At 35.8% G+C, this 25258-nt stretch carries 19 protein-coding genes; 7 read left to right on the top strand and 12 right to left on the bottom strand.

Going from position 1 to position 25258, the window contains the following annotated elements:
- Positions 1 to 19 precede the first annotated feature (19 nt).
- On the bottom strand, positions 20 to 2692 hold the full coding sequence (locus CYTFE_RS0118290) for an outer membrane beta-barrel protein (RefSeq protein ID WP_027472998.1): 2673 nt from the start codon (positions 2690 to 2692) through the stop codon (positions 20 to 22).
- 214 nt (positions 2693 to 2906) lie between these two features.
- Positions 2907 to 3353, bottom strand: coding sequence for a DUF302 domain-containing protein (locus tag CYTFE_RS0118285; protein WP_052343286.1), 447 nt, complete (start codon positions 3351 to 3353; stop codon positions 2907 to 2909).
- A gap of 133 nt (positions 3354 to 3486) precedes the next feature.
- On the opposite strand from CYTFE_RS0118285, the gene trhA reads away from it, so the two are divergent.
- The 6 genes from trhA (at position 3487) to CYTFE_RS0118255 (ending at position 11667) form a co-directional block, all read left to right on the top strand.
- The gene (trhA, locus tag CYTFE_RS0118280) at positions 3487 to 4146 is read left to right on the top strand and encodes a PAQR family membrane homeostasis protein TrhA (protein WP_027472996.1); all 660 of its coding nucleotides are present in this window, start codon (positions 3487 to 3489) and stop codon (positions 4144 to 4146) included.
- 300 nt (positions 4147 to 4446) lie between these two features.
- The gene (locus tag CYTFE_RS0118275) at positions 4447 to 6837 is read left to right on the top strand and encodes a TonB-dependent receptor (RefSeq protein ID WP_027472995.1); all 2391 of its coding nucleotides are present in this window, start codon (positions 4447 to 4449) and stop codon (positions 6835 to 6837) included.
- A 5-nt stretch (positions 6838 to 6842) separates the two neighbouring features.
- Positions 6843 to 8075, top strand: a complete 1233-nt coding sequence (locus CYTFE_RS0118270) for a DUF4374 domain-containing protein (protein WP_027472994.1) — start codon at positions 6843 to 6845, stop codon at positions 8073 to 8075.
- A gap of 154 nt (positions 8076 to 8229) precedes the next feature.
- Positions 8230 to 9348, top strand: a complete 1119-nt coding sequence (locus tag CYTFE_RS27160; RefSeq protein ID WP_161636208.1) for a PepSY-associated TM helix domain-containing protein — start codon at positions 8230 to 8232, stop codon at positions 9346 to 9348.
- A gap of 382 nt (positions 9349 to 9730) precedes the next feature.
- The gene (ilvA, locus tag CYTFE_RS0118260) at positions 9731 to 10993 is read left to right on the top strand and encodes a threonine ammonia-lyase IlvA (protein ID WP_027472993.1); all 1263 of its coding nucleotides are present in this window, start codon (positions 9731 to 9733) and stop codon (positions 10991 to 10993) included.
- 221 nt (positions 10994 to 11214) lie between these two features.
- A complete protein-coding gene (locus CYTFE_RS0118255) occupies positions 11215 to 11667 on the top strand; it encodes an Hsp20/alpha crystallin family protein (RefSeq protein WP_027472992.1) in 453 nt (150 codons plus the stop codon).
- A gap of 91 nt (positions 11668 to 11758) precedes the next feature.
- On the opposite strand, the gene CYTFE_RS0118250 is transcribed toward CYTFE_RS0118255, so the two are convergent.
- From CYTFE_RS0118250 to dtd, 8 genes are all read right to left on the bottom strand, one after another.
- Entirely contained in the window at positions 11759 to 12811 is a 1053-nt protein-coding gene (locus tag CYTFE_RS0118250; protein WP_244880338.1) for an ABC transporter permease, read from the bottom strand.
- Positions 12765 to 13739, bottom strand: a complete 975-nt coding sequence (locus CYTFE_RS0118245) for an ABC transporter ATP-binding protein (protein ID WP_027472990.1) — start codon at positions 13737 to 13739, stop codon at positions 12765 to 12767. Before CYTFE_RS0118245 ends, CYTFE_RS0118250 begins: the two co-directional genes overlap by 47 nt.
- 2 nt (positions 13740 to 13741) lie before the next feature.
- The gene (locus CYTFE_RS0118240) at positions 13742 to 14881 is read right to left on the bottom strand and encodes a COG1470 family protein (protein ID WP_044212004.1); all 1140 of its coding nucleotides are present in this window, start codon (positions 14879 to 14881) and stop codon (positions 13742 to 13744) included.
- A 42-nt stretch (positions 14882 to 14923) separates the two neighbouring features.
- On the bottom strand, positions 14924 to 15892 hold the full coding sequence (locus CYTFE_RS0118235; protein WP_027472988.1) for a DUF4340 domain-containing protein: 969 nt from the start codon (positions 15890 to 15892) through the stop codon (positions 14924 to 14926).
- Positions 15885 to 17384 (bottom strand): GldG family protein, encoded by a 1500-nt coding sequence (locus CYTFE_RS0118230; protein WP_027472987.1) that lies wholly within the window; start codon positions 17382 to 17384, stop codon positions 15885 to 15887. Before CYTFE_RS0118230 ends, CYTFE_RS0118235 begins: the two co-directional genes overlap by 8 nt.
- A 5-nt stretch (positions 17385 to 17389) precedes the next feature.
- Positions 17390 to 18115, bottom strand: coding sequence for an ABC transporter permease subunit (locus CYTFE_RS0118225; protein ID WP_027472986.1), 726 nt, complete (start codon positions 18113 to 18115; stop codon positions 17390 to 17392).
- 555 nt (positions 18116 to 18670) lie between these two features.
- Entirely contained in the window at positions 18671 to 19636 is a 966-nt protein-coding gene (locus CYTFE_RS27155; RefSeq protein ID WP_044262905.1) for an ATP-binding cassette domain-containing protein, read from the bottom strand.
- A gap of 379 nt (positions 19637 to 20015) precedes the next feature.
- Positions 20016 to 20468, bottom strand: coding sequence for a D-aminoacyl-tRNA deacylase (dtd, locus tag CYTFE_RS0118215; RefSeq protein ID WP_027472985.1), 453 nt, complete (start codon positions 20466 to 20468; stop codon positions 20016 to 20018).
- A gap of 251 nt (positions 20469 to 20719) precedes the next feature.
- Between dtd and CYTFE_RS0118210 the strand changes: the two genes are divergently transcribed.
- Positions 20720 to 21694 carry a lipoate--protein ligase gene (locus CYTFE_RS0118210; RefSeq protein WP_027472984.1) on the top strand — a complete coding sequence of 325 codons (975 nt, stop codon included), beginning with the start codon at positions 20720 to 20722 and terminating at the stop codon, positions 21692 to 21694.
- Positions 21695 to 21816: 122 nt separating this feature from the next.
- Here the strand turns inward: CYTFE_RS0118210 and uvrC are convergent, their stop codons facing one another.
- Complete coding sequence (uvrC, locus tag CYTFE_RS0118205) at positions 21817 to 23631, bottom strand: excinuclease ABC subunit UvrC (protein WP_027472983.1); 1815 nt, start codon at positions 23629 to 23631, stop codon at positions 21817 to 21819.
- Positions 23631 to 25256, bottom strand: a complete 1626-nt coding sequence (gene ade / locus CYTFE_RS0118200) for an adenine deaminase (RefSeq protein WP_027472982.1) — start codon at positions 25254 to 25256, stop codon at positions 23631 to 23633. The genes uvrC and ade overlap by 1 nt, the downstream gene beginning before the upstream one ends.
- Between the last annotated feature and the right edge of the window lie 2 nt (positions 25257 to 25258).

The raw sequence follows: 25258 nt of genomic DNA, 5'->3' as shown, positions 1-25258 counted from the left end.
TTAAGATTTAACAACCCTCTTATAGACTATAGGAAAAACTCAACATATAAAATCTATTTATGGTAGGACGAAAAGATTCTGAGATATAAAGGTCACTTACCTGGCGGCTCTGATCACTTTGATTATTTGCTAAATCATACAATGAAAAACTAATTTCGCCCTGATTATCAGCAAATAATTTTTTACTGAGCCCTAAGTTAACAAACCACCTGTTGGAACGCTTTAAACTACCATACCCGCCGGTAAAATATTGACTCGTATTAGACTTAAAGATGAATTTTTTATAAAAATTATAATATAGATTAATGCCAGTACGCTGCGAAAAAGTACCCAATTGATTACCTGTATTAAGCTTATTATCAATCATTGAATAACTACTTTGCGAATGAAAGGTAAAATCAATTTTTTCATTGATATTAGATGCTACAGTAAAATTTTGCGATACTCGTATTCTATCGGCTTTATTTTTTAAGCCATTTAAAATATAGGGCGTACGGTTAAAAGATAACTCTGATCTGGTATTAAGTTTAGATTTTAGCTTTTTAAGAGGCATACTGTAAACACCATTTATTCCCAAATAGTATTTCCCATTCAAGTTAACTGGTCGCATAAACTGTCCTCCTGCCGGCAAAAAATAAGCCCCTAAAATCAGCGTATCATTCTGAGCCACCACCCTGTCCTGGGCTACCATATGATTGGTTATATCCCCCTTAAGCTGCAAGGTAAAAAACGATGACTTTTTCATATCAGGCTGCGACATTGAAAATGTAAACTTATGACTGGAAGATAACTTCAGGTTTGGATTACCCGTTGAAATACTCAATGGGTTAGTATTATTTACAATATCTTGTAAACTACCCAAGGATGGAATGCGCTGTTTAAAACCATAATTGAATACATAATTACGTTTAGACTTTGTGGTGTAGGATAACTTTGTATTGGGTTCCACAGAAACGAACGACTCTTTAAATTTTTGTAAATCAGGGAATACCTCTTCGCTCTTCATCTGAGTGTTTTTAAATTTAATACCTGCATATGTTTTCAACTTCCCTTTATCAAACCTATAACCCATCTTTACATAATGCACATCCGAAAAATTATCGAAGGTATTAGAAGTCAATGAATCCAATGATGAATAATCTTCATGATCCGCATCGTAATCCAACGTTTTCTTCTCTGATTGTTGCGCATAATTACGGTATTTATAGCCTAGAGATAACCTTCCATATTCACCTAATTTTTCACTAAACGAAATACCTGCTTTTATATCTGTTTGGCTACTTTGTATGTCAGATAGTTGATCAATGAGCTGACTAATATCCCCGTCCTCATTACGTGTTTCTGAAACCTGTTTTCTATTTCCTTCATTATTTCGGTAAGCATATTCAAACTGCAACGATACAGAACTACCTTTATCATTAAGTTTACGTGTATAACGCAACTCACTATTAACGTTAACCATATCATTATCCGACAACTGGTAATTAGAGCTGGTGTTAATTATCTCCTCCAACATTCGCGTATCTGACGCTAATGCACTTTCATTATTAGATGAGCTCTTACCAAACTTCAAATGAATATCATAGTCATTTTTTTTATTTTTCTTACTTCCTATCCTTAATCCAAACTGTTGACTATTGGATTCTTTATTAGAATTATTATCCTGTTGAGATGTTTGACCTAGTAGAGCTCCAGCCACATATTCACGATTACTACTACTATACATATCTGATTTTGTATCACGTAAAGCATAATTGGCATTCAAAACCATTTTACCGCTTAGACCAAAATTAGCACCCAAACTATTATTTTCCGAGTCATTACCTGATATAGAAAGTTGAGAATTTCCCCTGTTAATACGCAATGGTACCTGCACATTATTCCGATCGGCATAAGCATTTATTCGGTTACTTTGCATAAACCTACTATAATACCCCTTGGCAGAATACCTATCCTCCTTACCCAATCCTAGAGCAAGCTCACTTTTCACAAAGGCCTTGGAATCAAGATTGGTCACTATATTTATTGTTTTTCCATCTTCATTTTCCTCAAAACCACCATGTTTAGCCTCCTTACTTTGATAGGGGTACACCTCAATATTACGAATAATTTTAGGAGGTATTAATTCCAACGCACTCGCTAAATCATCTTCAAAAAAATCCTTACCATCAACCAACACTTCCCTGATGGTATCCCCCATAGCCATCAGTTTACCATCTACTGAGTAAAAACCAGGCATCTTTAACAACAAATCATTGGTAGTAGCATCCATATTCACCTTAAAAGCATCCGGATTATAAGAGGTTGTATCACCCTTCTGAAGCGTTGTAGTCATCCTTCCCAACACCTTTACCTCCTTGAGTAAAGATTTTTGCTCACTTAACTCAATCATACCCATATCAATACCTCTATTATGAACGGTGATGGTATCTCTTAGCTCATTATATCCCAAAAAAGAAACAGTCATGAAATATTTTTGATTTTCCACATCAAGAGAAAATGTGCCATCTGCACCAGAGATAGTTCCATTCAAAAAAGAAGTATCGTTGGCCATTGTTAGCACAACAGCAGCCCCGGGTAAAGGAAGTCGCTGTTGCTTATCAATGACCATCCCCACAATTGTTACTTTGCTTTGCGACAACGAGGTTAACACACTCAATAACAATACAATAGTTAATGTAATTCTGTTCATACGGTTTTAAATACATCCTGTCAGAACCTATCCAATAAAAGCTCTAAACATACGATGCTGCGATATAACAAAATCAATAACAAATGCAAAGTTTATAACATACTAATTCCGGCAATACCTGTCAATAGCTCTGGAACATAGTTTGGCCATTTCACTCACCACTGGCTTATCTCAATGCTCTAAGACAGAAAAAACAGTCGTTTTCTTGCAGCCACTATATATCATCCAATGCCTTTTTCATTAATACAGAAACCTCCATCAGTAATTTATGAGCTTTGGTATTATCAATAGCTTTCATAGCCACTACCGGATTCACCATCACCACTTCAGTTTTATTTTCAGCAACATACTTGATAATCACTTTACAAGGTAAAAAAATAGCTATATTATCTTCCACTTGTATGGCCCGATAAGCAATTTTTGGATTACAGGCTCCCAATACCCGATAAGGCATTAAATCAACACCTATTTTTTCCTTAAGCATCTTATCCATATTAGACTCCGCAACAATGCCAAAACCTTGTGTTTTTAACGACGCTTTTGCTTTTGTAGTGGCTTCCTCAAACGACAGCTCCACCATTTTATTAAAATAATATGAATCCTGCGCATTTATTGTAAGCGCGAACATCATATAGAAAATAAACCCTAAAATAATTTTCATAATTGATATGTTTTATATAGAACGGATGATTAAACCAGAATAATTATTCACTAACTTTGTTCAAGTTAAGTTTTAAAAAACAGAGTGTCAAGCTAAAATATTATTTACATTTGTCTCTATCAAAACAAAAGAGATGACTACTACCAAAGCACAATACCCGCTCAAAACATACCCTGCCAGAGAGGAAAAACTAAATATTCTTTCACATGCACTCGGAGTTATATTTGGTATTATTGCAATATATATGATGCTTATCAAGGTAATCCCATTTAACAACACTATATATATATTCGCATTTTTGATTTATGGTATAAGTATAATCACTCTATTCGGAGCCTCTACCCTCTTTCATAGCGCTAAAACGCCCAAAATTAGATACAAATTAAACATACTGGATCATTGTGCAATTTTCTTTTTAATAGCAGGCACATACACTCCCTATACTTTAATTGTATTGTCAGGAAAAACAGGTTGGATATTATTTTCAGCCATCTGGTGCATCGCTTTAATCGGTATTCTTTTAAAACTTTTCTTTACCGGTAAATACCGTATTTTATCAACCGTTATTTATGTACTCATGGGCTGGGCTGCTGTCTTTGCCTTCAAACCCCTGTACCAAAACATGCATAGTAACGGCTTTGCATGGCTTATTTTTGGAGGTATCGCTTATACTTTGGGCGCAGTTCTTTATGCCATTAAAAAAATCCCATACAACCATGCCATATTTCACATATTTGTGCTGATAGCTGCTATCAGCCACTTTATTTCTATTTACTATTTTATACTACTCTAAGTCAAACCTAAAAAATGATGATATATCTTGTATATTCATCATTTTTTATCATTCAAATTGACACCAACAAATGCTATAACAGGCATATCTCCTCCCCTAAAAAATTAAACACCTACAGCTGTCATCTTAACCGTAGCTATGCATTGTAGTAATAATATCAATACATAATCATAAATACTGGGTATAATATTCTGTATTACTAACTTCAAAATACCTAATAATAAGGATATGAGGTGTTATTAGAATCACATAATTTTGCTTGTATTTATTTAGAATAAATAAACATAGCAATTAAACTATATGACAATAAAAATCAGACCCCTCTCAAAGGGCTTATTATATCTATTCACAGCACTAACAGTCAGTATAGTAAGTGCACAAAACCATGATATTTCAGAAATAACCGGACGTATCACAGACAGCAAAGGTAAAATAATACCATTGGTAAACATTAGTTTAAAAGGCACACCATATGGCACGGTAAGCGATGAAAATGGGCATTTTAAATTACAGGTCAATAAACCAGGAAGATACCAATTGGTGATGAGTTGTCTGGGTTATCAAACCAAATACCTGGAAGCAGACTTGAATAAAGCGAAGCGACTGACATTTAATGAATTTCTCTTTGAGTCAAACACCACCATTGACGAAATCATGATAACAGGCAAATCGGAGGCTACGATCCTACGCGAAAAATCATATGCGATAGAGGTAATTGAGTCAAAGCAATTCAAAAACTTATCTACCAATGGTAATGACATACTTGGAAAATTATCAGGTGTTAATATCCGGCAGTCAGGCGGCTTAGGTTCTAACTATACACTTTCATTAAACGGTCTATCTAACAACCAAATTCGCATATTTATTGATGGAATACCCATGGACTACTTTGGCAGCTCTTTGAGTCTTAATAACTTCTCTGCCAATCTGATAGAACGTATAGAAGTTTACAAAGGAGTAGTTCCTATTCATCTATCTGCCGATGCGCTTGGAGGTGCCATCAACGTAGTGACATTGAAAAAGAAAGAATCTTTTTTGGATGCTTCCTATTCCCTAGGTTCTTTTGGAACCCACGTTGCTTCCGTAAATTCTCAATACAGAGATACTAGTTCTGGCTATACACTTCAATTGATGTCTTTTTATAACAAAGCAGACAATAACTATAAAGTCCCCATATATTTGGTTGACTTTACAACAGGGAAAGAAAGCGAACAAGCTACTTGGGTTGAACGCTTCCACGATGCCTACGAGTCAAAAATGTTTTGGTTGCAAACAGGCTTCACACAGACAAGATGGGCCGATAACCTAATGTTTGGTCTTATGTATTCAGATAACTACAATGAAATTCAACAACCCACACATGCGGTTGGACAAGCCAAAATACCCTATGGTGAAGTATCTACGGCCGAAGATAAATGGATTGTGAACGCTCAATACGAGAACAACAATATATGGAAACATAAACTTGGGTTACGATCCTATTTTGTAGGAGTGTTCTCAGATAATATCAATAGTGATACCAGCAGTTATCGCTACGATTGGTTCGCCAACAAAACATTCTTTCATGAAAACGTAGGTGAAATAGAAAACCGAAAAACACTGCTAACATTAGATGTCACCAATATTTTAGGCAATACCTATCTCGAATATCAGCTGAACGAAAAACATGGTTTAGCAGCAAATATAAGTCTTAACTACCTTAATCTAAAAGGATCAGACCAGCTCAAAAACCAAAACAACACCCAATTTAAAGATCCCAACACCGTAATAAAAAACGCAACAGGACTTTCATACACCAATCGATTTTTCAACGATTTATTACGAAGCTCTTTATTCATTAAATGGTACAACTACAAGCTAGAATCTATAGAAACCGATTATCAAGGTAATGAATCCATTCCGGTTAATATTGATAAAGACTTTGTAGGATATGGATTTTCGGGAACCTTACATCGGGGCAAATTTCAATTTAAGAGCTCCTATGAATATGCAACTCGCTTCCCTGAACTATTTGAACTTTTTGGCGATGGATTAAACAATGTGGCCAACCCATCTCTTCAACCAGAGAGAAGTCACAACTACAATGTAGGCATTATTTTCAGCCAAAAACACCCTAATGGTCATTCTATTCTATCCTTCAATGCCTTTATTCGCGATGCCAGTGATTTTATTAGACAAGAAGTTACCGGTATTAAAGCCAGACATATCAACGATGCCAGTACCCTCTCCAAAGGAATCGACATATCTGGTGTTTATCATTATAAAAAAGCACTTAAGATAACACTAAATGGCACCTATGTAGATATACGCAATAATTCAGGCAATAATAAAACAAACTTCCACAATGCACGAAAACCTAATGAACCATATCTATTTGGCAATCTTCAGTTTACTTATCAGTTCGAAGAAGTGTTCAGTAAAGCAGATCGCTTTTCGATGACAGCCAGCCAATACTATGTACATAGTTTTCCCTATCGCTGGGAATATCTAGCCAGTAAAGATAAAGAAGAAGTGCCTACGCAATACTCCACCGACCTTGACTTCGTATACAGTTTAAAAAACGGAAGGTACAACATTTCTGCAGGCATCATCAACCTCTTAGATCAGGACAGATACGACAATTTTGAGCAACGTCGACCCGGAAGAACACTCAGTTTTAAGATGAGATATTTTATACATTCATTTAAATAAAAACCATGAAATTTCATATTTTTAATGTAAGTCAATTAGTATTGACAGCCCTATTCACCTTTACCGGCTGCACAGAAGATGGTGAAGAAATAACTCCAATAGAAACCAGTTATTACGTTGGAATTGAATCAGCAACAGACCCGGTGGTTGATGTATTAAGTAATGCTGAGACACTCTATTCAGGTACTATTTCCCCTGTCAATAATGGTTTTGAACAACCTGCATGGATGGTCTTTATACAGGGAGTAGATCAGATCTTTTCTACGGGATACACCAGCGCACCGGAATTCACAAGTTATGAATTGATAAATGGCACACTCACCAAAGGAGAGGGCTTTTATACCGATCTGAATATCTATGCCATAGATGTAGTTGACGAAGCCTCTATGGTATTAATGGGATCCGCACGTTCGGGTTTATCTGATAAAAAGATATATCTAATAAATACCAATACCATGAGCATTACAAAAACGGTATCTATCGATTTTGGCAATATCGAAAACGAGCAATTAATGGCTTTTCCGGTAGATATGAAAGTTCGCGACAATAAACTATTTGCAGCTTATTATCATATCAGTTCAAGTGGTGATTTTTCTACTCCCAATGCCAACCAAGCTTATGTTGCTGTATTTAGTTATCCGGAATTGGAATTTGAAACAATCATTTCAGACAATAGAGCTCCCAACATAGGTAGATATTTCACTATGAATGCTTTACAAAAAGATGAATTGGGCGACATTTATACTTTTTCTCCCTCTTCATTGGCCTGCGGCTATACACCTGTTCCTTCAAAAAACTCAGCTATCTTACGCATCAAAAATGGAGAAACAGTATTTGATAACACATTTTATATCGACTTTGAAACCCTAAGTGGAGGTTATAAAATCAACGATATGATCTATGTGAAGAATGGTAAGGCCGTAGTTAAAGTACTCAAAGAAGATGAAAACGATCAAGCCTATTTGTGGGCTGCTTATGCTCCTAATGCCGAAAATCCAATACTTGAAACAGGAATTATAGATCTATATAACCAAACATTCACTTTACTACCTAATATACCTAAAGGTGGTGGCGGATGGAATAGTGCTTACCTCATTGAAGATGATAAATTATATTTGGGAGTCAGCAGTCAAACATTTGCCTCTATTTACGTGATAGACACTCAAGCCAATACAGCTACAAAAGGCGCTGACGTGGAAGGTAATTATGCCAAAGCTATTTTAGCGCTTTATCAGTAGACAAAACAATATATTGCTATTCATATCTGACATTGGATAGGGTATTATTTTCTATTGCTATTTGCCTGGAATCCACAAGTTCCGGGCTTTTCCTCATTTCACACAGAATATGAAATACGAATTCAAAGCCAATACAATGCTATTCAAAAAATTAATGAGACATATTCATTTATATCTCGGTATTATTTCAGGAATTATTGTATTTATTATTTCTATTACAGGTGCATTATATGCCTTTAAAGAAGAGATTGAATCTCTAAACGCCGATTATAAAAAAGTTCAAGCAGAAAACAAAAATAGAATACTTCCTTCAAAAGCTATCTCCATCGGTAAAAAACTAAATCCTGGGATCCAAATCCATGCCGCTATCTATCGAGAAAAGGACGATGCCCTTGAAATTGTTTATTATCAGGCTGAACCCATGCACTATAGTGCAGTATACATAAACCCATATTCAGGTGAATATATTAAATCAATAGATTATCTAAAATCATTTTGGGGACTTGTACTTCATGGCCATATGGCTCTATGGTTACCCTTAAATATAGGAATGCCGATCGTTGCCATAGGTACCCTCATTTTTCTCATTTTATTAATTACTGGCCTCATTTTATGGTGGCCTAGAAATTTCCGTATCAAAGGAGTATTTTCATTCTCACGTAACAAAACCAAACATATAAAAACAGCATCTATTCATAAAGTAGTAGGATTTTATATACTCATCCCTGCACTTATTATTGCCCTCACTGGAGCATCCTGGTTATTTGGCAGCCTTGCCAAACTTATATACACATCCTTTGGTGGTCAGATGGAAGTAAAATATACAATGTTGCCATCCGATATCACGCAAAAAGAGAAATATAACTACCCTACACAAGCTATTGATATGGTTTATCAAAAAGTGAAAAATGAAAATAAGAATATACCTTTTCTTGAAATACATCCCCCTCAAAAGGACAACGAATCTATATTGGTAGAACTAAACCGTGAGCCCTCGACCCACTGGAAAATGGATTACATTTTTTATGACCAATATACACTTCAAGAATTAAAACCAAAACATATTTATGGCAGATATGAAATGGCCGGACTGCCCGAAAAAATACGACGTATGAATTATGATATCCATACAGGTAATATACTGGGTATTCCAGGAAAAATATGTGCCTTTCTGATCAGCTTATTTTGCGCTTCGCTTCCTATAACTGGTATGATAATGTGGATATCCCGAAGAAAACAAAAGAAAAAATTTATACAAGAATTTGATATTTAATAATAAACCTATTAAATGAGTACCAAAATACGGATTCAAAATATTGTGGCTGACAAACATTATGAGGCGCTTATGATCTCGCTGTTCTTTCATATCAGTGATCCTTCTTAGGCAAACATCATAGTTTTTAGGACTTATTTCTCCTAAGACATCTTTATCAGCTAAAAAAACTTGGATAAAAAGCGGATCACCTTTGGGGATGTTTAGTAAAAAAAAGCCTTTTCATATTGTACAAAACTATAAGTTAAAAGCATTAATATTGCAGATAGCTTAAACAGATCAAATTTTATATTGATTTTACCAAGATATCTTTGTTATAAAAAGAGCAAACAGAGGATCTTCGACGAAGTATGAAAGCATAGCCATTTAATAAAAAACAAGAATGAACAGTCAACAAAAAATATACATCCCCCAGTTAAAAGATATTCAGGAAGCAGCAAAGCGTTTACAAGGTGTTATCAAAAAAACACCCCTGGAATACAACCCAACCTATTCAGAGAAATACCAAGCAGATATATATTTTAAACGAGAAGACCAACAAGTCGTTCGTTCCTATAAAATCAGGGGTGCATACAATAAAATAGCCTCTCTCCCGCAAGAAAGACTCAAACAAGGAATCGTGTGTGCCAGTGCTGGCAACCATGCACAAGGTGTGGCTTTATCCTGTTTTTTACTAAAGGCCAGAGGTGTTATTTATATGCCTACCACAACACCACAACAAAAAATAAAACGAGTAAAAACCTTAGGAAAAGAATGGGTTGAAGTTGTTTTATTTGGCGACACCTTTGACGATGCCAACACCGAAGCATTAAAATTTACGGCCGAAAATAATATGCCTTTTATACCTCCCTTTGATGATGCCAAAGTCATTGAAGGACAAGGAACCATTGGTATGGAAATACTAGAAGAGTTACCCGAAACCGACTTTATTTTTATTCCGGTAGGAGGTGGCGGACTAACAGCAGGCTTAAGTACCTATATCAAACAAAACAGCACCAATATACAGCTGATTGGTGTGGAACCACAAGGAGCCCCTGCCATGTACAAATCAATAAAGGCAGATCAAATAGTAACCTTACCTGAAATTGATAAATTTGTGGACGGTGCAGCCGTACAAAGGGTTGGTGAATTCACTTTTCCTATCTGTAAAAAATATTTAGACGATATGTTATTGGTTCCCGAAGGCAGAGTATGTACCAAAATATTAGAGTTATACAACAATGAAGCAATTGTAGCAGAACCTGCGGGTGTACTTTCGGTTGCTGCCCTAGAGCAATATAAAGAGCATATCAAAGGTAAAAAGGTAGTCTGCATTATTAGTGGTGGAAATAATGATATTACACGTACCGAAGAAATCAAAGAACGATCCATGCTTTACGAAGGTTTAAAACACTATTTCATCGTTCGTTTTCCTCAGCGCCCGGGTGCATTAAAAGAATTTGTGAATCAAATCCTCGGACCCACAGACAATATTGTCCTTTTTGAATACGCAAAAAAAATTAATCGAGAAAAGGGTCCAGCTTTGGTTGGTATAGAACTAAAAGAAAAAGCCGATTTTGAACCCTTATTAGAGCGAATGAAGGCCAAAAACTTCTTTGGCGAATACGTGAATAATAAACAAGATTTATTTGCGTATTTGATCTAAAATCGAATGATATCATTACTAAAGCCTCCATATATATTTGTCCAAACCTTACAATTCACAGCAATTAAGTCAGTATAAACTGCACATTTGACAGGTTAAGTTCTTAATTATCAGACATATTTACCTATTCGTAACATCTATCTTCATTAGCATTCAATTTGAAGAAGTATCGTTGTTCAATTAAAAACAAAATGTCTAACTAAATAATTGGAGGATTTATCATGACACTTGCAAGATTAAGTAACCAAGCGTTTCCATCCTTTCCCAGCTTCTTTGATCGTTTTTTCGATAATGATTTGATGGATTGGAGTCAATCGAACTTATTGGGCACTCAAAGTACACTACCCGCTGTTAACGTGGCAGAAAACGACATTGAATTCCACATTGAAGTAGCTGCACCGGGAATGAAAAAGGACGATTTTAAATTAAACTACAACAATGGTATCTTGACTATTTCATCGGAACACAAAGACGAAAAAGAAGATAAACAAGGAGGTAAAATAACCAGAAAAGAATACAGTTATCAAGCATTTCAAAGATCATTTGAGCTAGGTGAAAATTCTGTGAAGGTAGATGAAATTAAAGCAAGCTACAGCGACGGTATTCTTCATATTACGCTACCCAAAAGCGAAGCGTTGAAACCTCGGCCTGTTAAAACAATTCCGATATCATAAACCCCATAAAATAAAGAAAGAGGTCTTCATAAATTGAAGACCTCTTTTTTTATTTTAATCCGTAGCACAAGAGTACTTAAAACATAAATAACTATGTACTTCTTATTTCACGCTTCACGAATAGTAAATAGGAAACCACAAAACAAATAACGGTTAAAGCAATAATACCTATTATCTGGGGCCAAATAAGCATTACACTTTGTAAAACCGGTATAGGACCAGGAATAGCACCCTTCACCTGTTCCATCGTCAATGGGCCAACACTTCTTACTGTAGGTGTTAAAAGCACATTGGTTATTTCATTAAAAAGCTGATTAGGCGCCAACTGCAAAATATTCAGCTTCATCCTCTCTCCCATTAGCGACAAATTTCTTCCTGCCGGAACCAACATACTGAAAATAACATTTACCAGCATATTATAGAAGATAGAAAAAAACAACCATACAGATATTCCTGTTAAGGCGGAAGTTGCTGGTTGAATAAATTTAATAGAAAACAAAATAGATAAATTCAACCAAAAAGAAACATAAATAATGGCAGCAATGGTGAAGAGTAATATTCTAATAAACTCTTCAGGAGTAGGTGGTATGCCAATGGCAATTAAACCGATACCCATCACTAAAAAACTCAGTGAAAAAAATAACACACTGATAACAACCAATGAAGCAGTAAATTTGGCATTGATAAAATAATCCCGGGGAATAGGCTGGGATAATATCCTATTAACCGTTCCTTTATTCATCTCTGAATTAACCGCATCAAAGCCCATTCCAATACCCAATAAGGGTCCTAAAAAGCCCACAAAAACAAAAAATGAAGGCAATGTTCCGTCCGACACGGTATAAAGTTTCAAGAAAACAAATATATCATTGGCATTATTGTTTTTAAGCGCATCTGAAATATTACCTAAAGCTGTATACATAGAACCTATGCAGGTTAAGGAAATAAGGGCTATGAGAATAATAAACCGCCAACTTTTAATATGGTCAGATATCTCCTTATGCACCAACACCCTAAAAGGATCCGGAACACTTTCGGCTGCTTGTTTACCTAAAAGTCTCTTGAACCAGCTTAGCGACTGCTTTTTTAAGACATTACTATTTTCCATGGTCACCTCCCTCAAAATATTTGTTATAGATATCATTTAAGCCGTATTCCTTTTTTTGCAAAAAAGTTAAATCAATATTCGCAGCTACTATTTGTTTTGCCACCATAGAACAAACATCGCGGGTACACGCCATCGTTAAAATATCATCCTGCAAATTCACTTGGCTTACACCTTCTATATTTAAAATAGAAGATTTCAGTTGCTGGATACCTTGTCCGGAACTGCCATTGTTTTCATTTATGGCTATTCCTGCCTGGATTTGCACCAGACTATCTGAAAATAACTCAGCAGATAAACTACCGATATCCCCAGAGGCAATCAACTTCCCTTTCACAAAGAGACCTACCCTATCACATATGTGTTGGACCTGCTGCAAATGATGCGAAGAAAACAGTACAGTCAAACCCTCTTTTAAGCTCAAGTTTTTGATTTGTTCTAAAAACTCATTCATACCTTTAGGATCCAGTCCCAATGTAGGCTCATCAAGAATAATAACTTGTGGTTTTTTAATAAGTACATCGGCTAGTCCCAGCCGTTGTTTCATCCCTTTTGAATAAGCGCCTGTTTTTTTATCCGCTTCATGTCCTAGGCCAACCAATTTTAGTAATTCTATGACCCTTAACTTAGCTTCGTTCGAAGGTATTTGATTAAGTCGTGCTGTAAGCATTAGGTTTTCATAACCCGTCATTTGATGATAAAAACCAACATCCTCTGGCAAAAAGCCCACCCTTTCCTTCACTTTTATGGGCTCATATTGCGATGAATAACCACACACTTCAACATTTCCTTGCGACGGTTCTGCCAGACCCAGTATCATACGTATAGTAGTGGATTTGCCGGCACCATTAGGTCCCAGCAAACCAAAAATCTCTCCTTTTTCTATTTGTAAATTCAGATCATCGACTACCGTTGTTTGATTGTATTTTTTTGACAGCGATTCTATTTTGATAACAGGATTACCCATGCTTACCTCCTTCCGTATTTACGAAATAAAAACGCCACACCAGCTATGGCTCCCACAATAACCACTATACCTAACCATCCCCAAATAGCAGGCGTTTTAACCGCCATTCTAAAGGAAATTTTATCTGTCACTTCAGGCACCTTAGCTGTTATATTACACAGGTAGTCACCAGCAATTGATTTTTTAGCTGCTTTAATGGTAGCTTTAACGCTCGCATTTTTTCCGGCAGCAATCTCTTCAATCTCTTCCGGCTTAAAAGTCACCTCCCAACCCGAAGGTTTCGAAGCGCTCATTTTAACTTTATTCAAAGGACTAGAACCTGTATTTTTCACCAACAAATCAATCGTTTCTGTACTTCCTGCCGTTATATCTGCACTTAATAAACCTGTAGGCGTTGTTACTTCCATTTCATAAGTACCCTCTATTACCACCTCTAATTCCAGCTCAGCACTACTAAAGTTATTCACTGCTTTAACGGGTATCTGATAGGTACCGGCACTAATACTGTGAGGTGGTTTCACTTCAATAGTCACATCTTTAGAAGCATTGGGTTCTATTTCCACCGATGTTGCTTGTTTATAATTTGGTTTAAAGGTAACACGCCAACCTTTGGGGGCATTGCTGCGCAATGCATAAAGCTGCTTTTCGCCTGTTCTGTTTCTTAAATCGGCTTTAAAAGAAAAGTCAGCCTTAGAATGACCTTGCATATTGGCTTGCTCAGTTGTAAACTCAGTTTTATTGCTTCCTTGTTGGGTGATATTAACAACCAAAGGTAGCTGCGCTTCTCCGGCTTTAACAGTAATTGGATAGTTTCCTTTGTTTACTTTCAGTGGCACTTCTACCTTCAAGTCAACAGATTGCTTTTCACCCGGCAATACTGCTATCTGTTTTACACTATAAGCCCCTGATTTTAAACTATAATCCCAACTTCGAGGTATACCCGTAATATATAAGTTACAAAGCTTTGTTTGCTCGGAATTATTAATAATTTGTAGTTTATAACTTAAAGATTCACCCGGAGGCACTGAGATTTTTGTATTGGCCGTATACACTTCTACATCTCCTTCTGCATGCGCTGGTTGACTTAGCATTGTTATCATAGCCAAAACAGATAACAACATCAAATAAGATTTTCTTCTCATGATCACTTATCTTAAAATTTAACAAAATATCGAGCCCCACCTCTATTTCAAGGCAGCTTTAGAAACAAACAAAGTAGAAAAGTTAACCTCTCTTTTTTCAGAGAATATGCTTCCTGTATTTTGCGAAGAGTTCAACTTTACATCTTCACCATCGACCCATGCTTTCACTTCAGACATAACCATCTGTTGATCTTGAAATTGAACAGTATAGTTGTAATTAGCCGGAACATCATCCGTAAATGAAGAGCCTCTTAAAGAGGAAATTTTAGATAAGTAATTAGCCACTTTAGCTGAATCTAATGCCACTCCATCACTCATCCATGTATCCTCATTTTTAATCATTGTAAATGAACTATCAGCAGGATAAGTAAAGGATATCTTGCTCAAGTTATTTTTATCCACTTTTAAAATTTGCTTATTTCTAAAGGCATCCACATTACGATTAACAGTGCTACCCAAGAAACCTTCAACAGCATACACTTCATGATCCTTACCTGCTCTTACATAGGTGGTCATCGTACCTTGTGGTCCTCTTTGGTAAGGATACTGCTGCATCATCATTGGGTTTTGTTTTGATTGAACATAAGAGAATTTACCAATATATAAGGTTTCCAGCACCTCAGCATCTTTGAGCAACTCAATCTTTGAGGAAAGAGAATCTGTTAGCTCATATTTTTTCCAGCTATCCTTATTCTTAGAAGCCAACCGTAAAGGTTTTAAGTCATTTACTTGATGAATCAATCCCGAAATGATTCCAGCATCACCATTATAACTTTTACCATCAGCCCAAACCTTCCATATATCTCCTTCTTTTTTCAATTCAATTTTTCCTCCATTCAATACTTTAGGATATACCACCACAGAATTTATGTCTTCTGTTTGAATATGGAAGAGTACGCTTTTTAAGGTATTTACACCCTTGGATCTATCTACAAAATATGTGATAACCACAATAGCCAACAACACGCCAAAAGTGACGCTTAATGTTTTAAGGTTGAATTTTCTAAACATAGCTTTCCCCCTTTCTTTTTAATCGAATCAATTTTCGTTTTTGGTTTCTATATATTCCTATGCCCAGGATGATCATTATAGGGAGGGCAAAATTGACCCATTTCAATATTTGCTTATCAGCATCATCTATTTGATCGAGCGGGCGCATTTTTACCTGCTTAGAACGCAATTGAATTAAACCGGTATCATCACTCATAAAATCGATGGCATTCACCACAAAATTGGCATTATCAGGTTGCACCTGACGTATTTCATCACCAGAACCATTAATGGCCATATCTCCATCTGAAATCACCACTATTTTGCTATTATCCGATTCTACCATAGCAGCAACCGCTAATTTTGACATTGGAAAATCACTTTCTTCCCATTGTTTTTGAATATTAAAATACACTGGAGTAGCTTGTGTCGTAGATTTATCGGAGGTAAACACCAAAGGGGTATAATTCATTGTACTATCTCCCGAAAAACTTAAGCTACTGGCAAACTGTAAAACCATAGAGCCTAAGCCACTGGTAATGGGATGCTCGGCAAAATTAGAGAGTATAGGCAGATAAGGAAAATTGATAGGACGGTTAACAGTAAATATGCCCTGACGCTGCTGCACTGTTACAGAGCCACAATTAACATCCATCACAAAGTTATCTTCCACCTTAATACCTTTCCCTTCCAACCACTTACCTAATGCGGTATATTTAGAGAAACCCATACCTTGATTGAGTTGGGCATCCACTTTGTTTAATGCCACAAAAAGATTGCCTCCTTGTGCCAAAAAGGCATCTACAATAGCCAGATGTTCCTCGGGTATAGTATCCTGAGGATTAATCCATGCAATGGTTTTATATTTACTTAGATTAACACTATCAGAAAGTTCTACTTCTTCAGGAACATAAAGAACATCTAAGCCCTGAGTCACTTGCATCATTTCCGACAAGTGAGCCTCTCCATGTCCACTAATAAAACCAACAGCAGCTTTCTCCGGAACTGTCATTTTTTTTATAGCAGTAGTTAAGGCATACTCCATCTGAGCACCAGGCTGAATAAAAGGAATCGTCTCAGAGGCCTCACCAATTTGAATCACTGCTCCCATATATGCTTTCTTGGTGGTCGATTGATCCTTTTCTCGAGCTTCAATCATTACGGTCTGTATTCCTGCTTCTACAGCTTTTTGTTCCAATTGTTGATCTTCATTTGGATTCACAAATTCATATACTACTTGTCGATTCGAAAGAGAAGCATATTCAGCCAGTATGTCTTTAAAATCATTTCTCAATTGATCAAATTGTGGTTGTAATCCTTCAGAAAAATAAGCCGTAACAGTAACCGGCTCTGTGATTCCTTCCATGATATCCTTCGTGGTTTCACTTAATGTATAGCGCTGATCCTCGGTGAAATCCAAGCGAAAAAAGAATCTGCTGGCCAGCATATTGATTAACACAATGATTCCAATCACCAGCAGTATGTAATATTTTAGTTGACTCTTTTTAAACATAGTTCTTAGTTTAAGTTTCGTTTAACCAATGATAGTTCAGATGCCATCAAGCCCATCATTATAATGGATGCAAAATATATCAGGTTTTTGCTGTCTACTACTCCTCTTGTAATACTCTGGTAATGATAGCGCATATCCATATACGACAAAAAATCACCTGCAACACCCGAAAATGCAGAAGCAATAATACCAAAGAGAATCTGGAAGAATATACCAATGATCAGAGCTAGCAAAAAGGCAACTATTTGATTAGATGTGATACTACTGGCAAAAATTCCCAGACTGATATAAGCAGCACTCATCAATAACAATCCTAAATAACCTGTCCAGACCGATCCATGATCAATAGGACCAATGGAAGCGATTGAAATATAATAAGGTAAGGTTAATATCAACGAAACTACAATAAGCAAAAAGGTAGATAGAAACTTACCTGTAACTATTTGCCAGTCAGATACTGGCTTAGTAAGCATTAACTCAATCGTTCCGGTTTTATATTCTTCGGCAATCTGCTTCATTGTGAGTGCAGGAATAAAAATAAAGAGTGTCCAATATGCAATGCCAAAAAAGGGCTGCATGGTGGCACGATTAATAAAAAACACATCGTTGTTTCCATAAAGCCAAGTGAAAAATCCACTCAAACCCAGAAAAACCACAATAAGAATGTAGGCCATCAGGGAATCAAAATATCCCTTCAGTTCCTTTTTGGTGATAATCCATATCTGTTTCATCTGTTAAAAAATTAGCGAAACTTCACTAGCCACTGCAAATTTCAATCATTCACCTGTGTGCCCGATTACTTGCCCTGGCCATACCAGTTTCATCTGTTTAATTATATTTTCCAATGGTCAGATGGAACTCTCCATAACTCATCATCCACCTGTGTGTGTGAAATAAATCCCATGGCTCGTTTCATATTCATTAATTCACATACTTCCATATGCCATCTATATCAATCCATATCCATCAAGCTCGTGTGTGAGAAGCTATTTATATGGCATAAAAAATAAACACAAAGAAGTATAAACCCATTCGTTCGGGGATCCATCTATCCGGTTAATAATTGTAAAATAAATTCTATATATCTAGCACATAAACGGTCAGGTAGAACATGTCAGTTATGCTTATTGCATACGTGAGAATCGTCCGTTGGCTCTACAAAAGATAGATAAAAGAGAACACCTCACTTTATGATCCTCCTGATCCCTGGTTACTTCTCCATACTAAAGTCTTTTCTAGGTATGCCATGAATAATTCCCTGACGTAATGACCGTAATAGAAATATGCTAATTCGCTCGAATCATATCGGCTGTTACGTTAATATTTCCGCCAGTTAATTCACGGAAGATATCTTCAAGATTCTTCTCTAACGGGGTAAGTTGGGTTAAGTACCAACCTTTATCAACGCAAACTTTGAATATTGACTCACAAGATGAGAGTCCCTGCTGCGATTCAACTTCAAAAAGGGTTTTACTATCATCAGCAAAAGAAACCACAGCAGTTTCTGCTAAAGCACTTAATGCATCATAAATCTCCTGACTTGTTCCTCCCTGAATACCTACTCTGAGTACTTCATTTCCCTGCGCCTTATGACGAAGCTCTGACGGACTGCCATCAGCCACAATTTTACCCTTATTAATAATAAGAACTCTGTCACAGGTAGCTTCCACTTCAGCCAGAATATGAGAACTCAATATAACTGTCTTTTCGCGTCCAATTTCTTTAATCAACTCACGAATTTCAATAATTTGGTTGGGATCTAAACCAGTAGTAGGCTCATCTAAAATAAGCACTTCTGGATCATGAATAAGCGCTTGAGCCAAACCTACACGCTGTCGGTATCCCTTGGATAACTCCCCAATTTTTTTGTGTTTCTCGTCATTGAGACCACATTTAGCCACCATTTCCCTAACCCTATCTCTAAGCTTCGATTTAGCAACTCCCTGCAATTCTCCAATAAACTGAAGATAATCCATAACAGGCATGTCTAAATAAAGCGGGTTGTTCTCGGGCAAATAACCAATGTTTTTTTTCACTTCATCAGGGTTTTCAAGAACTGATTTACCACCCACAGTAATATCACCGACATTCGGTGATATAAAACAAGTAATGGCTTTCATAGTAGTTGTTTTTCCTGCGCCATTCGGTCCAAGAAAACCCAGGATTTCGCCGGTCCTAACTTTAAACGAGAGATTGTCCAAAGCTTTTTGCGGACCGTACGTTTTAGTAATTCCTTTAACGTTGATGTCCATTTTGTAAGTAATTAATTACAATGTTTTAAGCGGCCCTAAAATAATAAATGACTGATATAAAAATTCCAGGAAAACTGGATTTAACTTCATTTTAACCCAACTTATGTTAATCAAAACAAACCAAGCAAGAGAGTGCCCTACCAACAGATAGGATAGGCAAACAAACATTAAGTCTATCAATCGTAATAAGACCTAAAACTCCACAAGGATCATACAAATGCCATTAACAACTTAATAAGGGAAAGCATAGCAAGACTATGGTTAATAAGATTAAGTTAGCTGGATACTCGATAAGGTTCATTTAATTCCTAATAAATTTTCTAAGATTTTTCTAAAGATAAATTATCAGAATAGAAAGATACCAGTCACAATAGCAGCTTTATTCTCTATTCTTAGAATCAATAATAATGGTCACAGGTCCGTTATTAGTTAGTGAAACTTTCATTTGAGCCCCAAATACGCCCGTTTTAACCTCCTTACCTAACAACTGCCCTGCATAAGAAATAAAAGCTTCATATAACGGCTTAGATACCTCCGTTTTGGCAGCTTCAATATAGGAAGGTCGATTACCCTTCTTTGTTTTTGCATAAAGGGTGAATTGACTCACAATTAATAATTCACCATTGACATCTAGTAATGATTGATTCATCACACCACTATGGTCGGAAAAAATTCTAAGATTGGCAATTTTTTTACAAAGCCATTCAATATCGTTTTTATCATCATCATTCGTAATGCCCAATAAAACCAAAAGACCATTTTGAATAGAAGAAACTATATTATTATTTATCGTAACTGAAGCTTCAGATACTCTTTGAACAACTACACGCATGTATGTTTTTAAATAGTTATATATATAAATTAAACTTATCCACTTCAAAATTTGTTCTAATGTGTAAAATTAGAACAATTTGTCAAAATTTTACCTAGATTAGCAGCAAAGACGATTAAGTTTTTACTTTTATATAAGTTATATAATATATTGTATTTCAATATTTTACAATATTAAATAGTCACTATTTACAGTATTTTAATCGTCTGAGATTTTTATATAATTAATTTCCTTATAAACGATACAGCTACATGCGAATTATACTCAGTAAAAAAAGCGATCCTTTTCAAAATTTAGCCAGCGAAGAATATTTATTAAAAAATTTTAAAGACGACATATTTTTTCTCTACATCAATTCTAAAAGTATTATTGTAGGTAAACATCAAAATACGCTTGCTGAAATTAATTATAAATTTGTTAAAGAAAATAATATACCAGTTGTAAGAAGGCTATCTGGTGGAGGGACGGTATTTCATGATCCAGGTAATATCAATTTTTGTTTTATCACTTCAGGCATCAAAGGCGAATTGGTAAATTTTAAAAAATACACAAGTCCCATTGTTGCCTTCTTAAAATCTATTGGAATACAAGCTCATTTTGGAGGGAGAAATGACATTTTAATAGATGGATGCAAAATTAGTGGTAATGCCTCCCACGTGTTTAAAAATAGGGTTATGCATCATGGTACATTACTTTTTAATAGTCAATTGGGTTCATTAACACAATCATTGAAAAACGACCCACTAAAATTCAAAGACAAGGCGGTGAAATCGGTTAGAAGTAAAGTGACAAATATTCATGAGCACCTAAAAGAAAGTAAAACAGTAGAACTATTTGTACAAGAGCTGACTGAATACATCATAAAAAATTACGAGTGTGAATCTTATAATATATCAGATAAGGACTATGAGTACATTAATGACTTAGTAAAAAATAAATTTAATACATGGAACTGGAATTTTGGCTATAGTCCCAAATATGAACTTAAGAAGCGAATTAAATCAGCGTCAGGTAAACGTTTCGAAATAGTATTAAAAGTAAACAAAGGTACTATAATAGAAGCAGCTATTAAATCGAATGCCACCGATAAGAACAAAATTCAAGAACTAGAGTCAAGCATGATAAACTGTTTCCACGAAACAAAATCATTAAAAGAAAAAACAACCACCCTATTTTTAGGATGGGAAGAATTAAAACAACAAGAACTATTGGAAGCCTTATTTTAGTAAGGGTAATATTTCAAAACAATTAACTGACAACTCGAATGGCAATAATTATTATTCGTAATAGACTTTACATCACTTTTTCACGTTCACCAATGTATATATGCATAGGTCGGCTTAAAAAATCAGGTACTTTGAAAATGATTCCACACTAATTTACCCTTTACGGCACCAATAGAATGTTCCATTTCCTGCAAACTTAATTTTTTAATTTGCTCAACGGATTTAAAGTCGCCTAGAAGCTTTTGAGCAGTCTTATCACCAATTCCTTTTATCTGATGTAATTCCGAAGTAGCGAAATTCTTAGAACGTTGGTTACGGTGAAATGTTATTCCAAAACGGTGCGCCTCATTACGGGCATGCTGAATAATTTTTAATGTCTCTGAGTTTTTATCCAGATATAAAGGAACAGGATCTCCTGGAAAAAAAATCTCTTCCAACCGTTTGGCAATACCGATTACGGCCACTTGATCATCGATCTGTAAGCGACGAAATATTTTCATAGCAGCACCTAATTGTCCCTTACCCCCATCAATAATAACCAGATTAGGTAAAGCCTCATTTTCTCGAATCAAACGTGAATATCGTCTTTCAATGATCTCCTCCATACTAGCAAAATCATCTGGTCCTACCACTGTTTTTACATGAAAATGTCGATAATCCTTTTTACTAGGTTTACCATTTTTAAACACTACACAAGCTGCAACGGGGAAATTGCCCTGAATATTTGAATTATCGAAACACTCAATATGCTTTGGTTTATCCTTAAGTCGTAAATCCTTTTGCATAGTATTGACTATACGATCCTCAGGCGTTTCTTTTTTACGTAAGGACAACTGTTTAAGCTTTTCAAGACGATAATAAGTAACATTTCTCTGCGAAAGTTCCAACAACTTCTTTTTATCACCCTTTTGAGGTATAATAAACCTAATATTTTCGTACTTGGAATCCGGAAAAATGGGCACTATAATTTCCCTGGACGTACTATGAAGTCGTTCTCTTACTTCTGTAATCGCCAAAGAAAGTAATTCAGGGAGCGACTCATTAAGTTTTTTCTTCAACTCAATGGTATGGGCTTGTATAATGGCACCATTAACGACCTTTAAAAAATTAACGTAGGCCGCATCATTATCATCAATAATAGAATAAACATCCACATTATTAATATTTGAGCTTACCACGGTAGATTTGCTTTGATAACTGTCTAACTGCTTAATTTTTTGTTTCAGCTCTTCGGCTTCTTCGAACCTATAATTAGAAGCATGATCCAACATTAAATCCTTTAAATATTTAATAGCAGCATGTATATTACCTCTCAATATATTTTTTATAGATTCAATATTCTGGCGATAAATATCCTCCGCATAAGCACCAATACAAGGTCCTTTACAATTCCCTAAATGATATTCCAAACAAACCTTATACCGCCCTTCAGCAATTTTTTGGGAAGCCAAATTAAGCTTACAATTACGTAAAGGATAGGTAGATTTAAATAGATCAAGTAAGGTACGAACCATACCTAGCGATGTATAGGGTCCAAAATACAAACTCCCGTCTTTAACTATATGCCTGGTAGAAAAAACACGAGGGAAAGGTTCATTCTTTACAACAATCCAAGGATAAGATTTATCATCCTTAAGAAGTACATTATAGCGAGGTTGGTACTTCTTAATTAAATTATTCTCCAATAATAGTGCATCCTCCTCGCTATTAACAACGATATGCTCAATATTACAGATATTTCGTACCAGTAAAGCTGTTTTACCATTATCGGGACGTCCTACAAAATAAGAAGAAACCCTTTTCTTTAGATTTTTTGCTTTACCCACATAGATAATTTTCCCATCCTTATTGTAATATTGATACACGCCCGGATCAGAAGGTAAAACAGCAATTTTCTCCTTTAGTAATTCAATTTTTGGATTAATAGATTTATCCATTAAGCATATAAATTTGTAAAAGAAAAGCTACTCACATCAAACAATCCCTTATCACCTATTTTAAGTTTTGGTATTACCAAGAGGCTCATAAACGACAATGTCATGAAAGGGGCGGCCAATGTAGAACCTAACTCTTGTGCCTTTATATTTAAAGTTTGGTATTTTTCTGCAACAACCCTACCTGGTTTACCCGTCATTAAACCGCCTACTTCCAGAGCTAAACAATCTTTATCATCATTGAAAGCGTAGGCCATTCCACCTTTGTGAGCAATAATTTCATTTAAAGCACTTACTATATCCTTGTCAGATACACCTACGGCAATTAAGTTATGGCTATCATGAGCCACACTACAAGCAATGGCACCCTGTTTTAAACCAATATTTTTAATAAATCCAACGACTGGAGGAGCCGTTTTGTATCGATTTAAAACCACAATTTTAAGAATATCATCATTAACACTAGACTTAATAAAACCAGAAGAATTAGAAGGAGTCCATATAAATTCATCCGTTAGTAGGTCACCATCTTTAGCCTCTATAACCCGAATATTGCAATCCTTTTTATAGGCAACACAAATATCTTCTTCTGAGATGCTTGAAATATTAAAATTATTAATAACCTTAGATGTAGGAACCTCAAACAGTACTTTACCTTGACCATATACTGGTTGGCCATCGATAAAAGTCTCAAGAATATTAAAATCAGTCAAAGTATCCACCACTATCAGATCAGCAGCATCACCTACACGTAGTCTACCCACAGGAAGCTGATAATGCTCAATAGGCTTCAATATGGCTGCTTTTAACAGGTCAAAGATATCAAGTCCTAATGACAATCCTAGACGAATAATTTTGTCGATATGTCCTTTTTGAATAATTTCATCTGGGTGTGAATCGTCGGTACAAAGCATAATATCATCAGGGTGTGTATGAAAAAGAGGTGCTAAAACCTTAAAGTTTTTAGCCGCACTTCCCTCCCGTATTTGAATACATACCCCTTGTTCTATTTTTTGTATAGCTTCTTTTACCGATACACATTCATGATCAGAACTAATTCCGGCACGGGTATATTTTTTCAAATCATTACCCATCAACCCTGGCGCATGTCCATCAATTCTTTTTCCATTAGAATGAGCCGCCTTCACTTTATCCCAAACCTCCTTATCATCGAAGATAACCCCTGGAAAGTTCATCATTTCCGATAAGAACCAAATATCGTCCCGCTGCAATAACTCATTAATCGTTGTAGCATTAATAATAGCCCCACTGGTTTCAAAAGACGTAGCCGGAACACACGAAGGTGCACCGAAAAAACACTTCAAGGGCGTTTTTTTTGCATCTTCAATCATGTAATTCACACCTTCAACCCCCATCACATTGGCTATTTCATGAGGATCTGTAACCACAGCTACCGTTCCACGTGGAACAACTATCTTTGAAAACTGGGTTGGTGTGAGCATGGAACTCTCAATATGAACATGTCCATCAATTAAACCAGGTAATATATAATGCGTGCATTCCTCCTGAATTTCTTCAATGTTTGTGATCATTCCATTACAAATTGAAACAATTCCATTAAAAATATTACGATTGGTAATATCAACTACTTTTCCTTTTATATCCATAT

Source organism: Saccharicrinis fermentans DSM 9555 = JCM 21142 (assembly GCF_000517085.1).
Lineage (GTDB): Bacteria > Bacteroidota > Bacteroidia > Bacteroidales > Marinilabiliaceae > Saccharicrinis > Saccharicrinis fermentans.
Note: the sequence above shows the minus strand (reverse complement) of the source record. Positions and strands in the feature narration are given on the sequence as shown.

Bases quoted from the DNA above. Each gene is read 5' to 3' on its own strand.
- CYTFE_RS0118290 (WP_027472998.1), bottom strand. From the start codon at position 2,692: ATGAACAGAATTACATTAACTATTGTATTGTTATTGAGTGTGTTAACC.
- CYTFE_RS0118285 (WP_052343286.1), bottom strand. From the start codon at position 3,353: ATGAAAATTATTTTAGGGTTTATTTTCTATATGATGTTCGCGCTTACA.
- trhA (WP_027472996.1), top strand. From the start codon at position 3,487: ATGACTACTACCAAAGCACAATACCCGCTCAAAACATACCCTGCCAGA.
- CYTFE_RS0118275 (WP_027472995.1), top strand. From the start codon at position 4,447: ATGACAATAAAAATCAGACCCCTCTCAAAGGGCTTATTATATCTATTC.
- CYTFE_RS0118270 (WP_027472994.1), top strand. From the start codon at position 6,843: ATGAAATTTCATATTTTTAATGTAAGTCAATTAGTATTGACAGCCCTA.
- CYTFE_RS27160 (WP_161636208.1), top strand. From the start codon at position 8,230: ATGAGACATATTCATTTATATCTCGGTATTATTTCAGGAATTATTGTA.
- ilvA (WP_027472993.1), top strand. From the start codon at position 9,731: ATGAACAGTCAACAAAAAATATACATCCCCCAGTTAAAAGATATTCAG.
- CYTFE_RS0118255 (WP_027472992.1), top strand. From the start codon at position 11,215: ATGACACTTGCAAGATTAAGTAACCAAGCGTTTCCATCCTTTCCCAGC.
- CYTFE_RS0118250 (WP_244880338.1), bottom strand. From the start codon at position 12,811: ATGATATCTATAACAAATATTTTGAGGGAGGTGACCATGGAAAATAGT.
- CYTFE_RS0118245 (WP_027472990.1), bottom strand. From the start codon at position 13,739: ATGGGTAATCCTGTTATCAAAATAGAATCGCTGTCAAAAAAATACAAT.
- CYTFE_RS0118240 (WP_044212004.1), bottom strand. From the start codon at position 14,881: ATGAGAAGAAAATCTTATTTGATGTTGTTATCTGTTTTGGCTATGATA.
- CYTFE_RS0118235 (WP_027472988.1), bottom strand. From the start codon at position 15,892: ATGTTTAGAAAATTCAACCTTAAAACATTAAGCGTCACTTTTGGCGTG.
- CYTFE_RS0118230 (WP_027472987.1), bottom strand. From the start codon at position 17,384: ATGTTTAAAAAGAGTCAACTAAAATATTACATACTGCTGGTGATTGGA.
- CYTFE_RS0118225 (WP_027472986.1), bottom strand. From the start codon at position 18,115: ATGAAACAGATATGGATTATCACCAAAAAGGAACTGAAGGGATATTTT.
- CYTFE_RS27155 (WP_044262905.1), bottom strand. From the start codon at position 19,636: ATGGACATCAACGTTAAAGGAATTACTAAAACGTACGGTCCGCAAAAA.
- dtd (WP_027472985.1), bottom strand. From the start codon at position 20,468: ATGCGTGTAGTTGTTCAAAGAGTATCTGAAGCTTCAGTTACGATAAAT.
- CYTFE_RS0118210 (WP_027472984.1), top strand. From the start codon at position 20,720: ATGCGAATTATACTCAGTAAAAAAAGCGATCCTTTTCAAAATTTAGCC.
- uvrC (WP_027472983.1), bottom strand. From the start codon at position 23,631: ATGGATAAATCTATTAATCCAAAAATTGAATTACTAAAGGAGAAAATT.
- ade (WP_027472982.1), bottom strand. From the start codon at position 25,256: ATGGATATAAAAGGAAAAGTAGTTGATATTACCAATCGTAATATTTTT.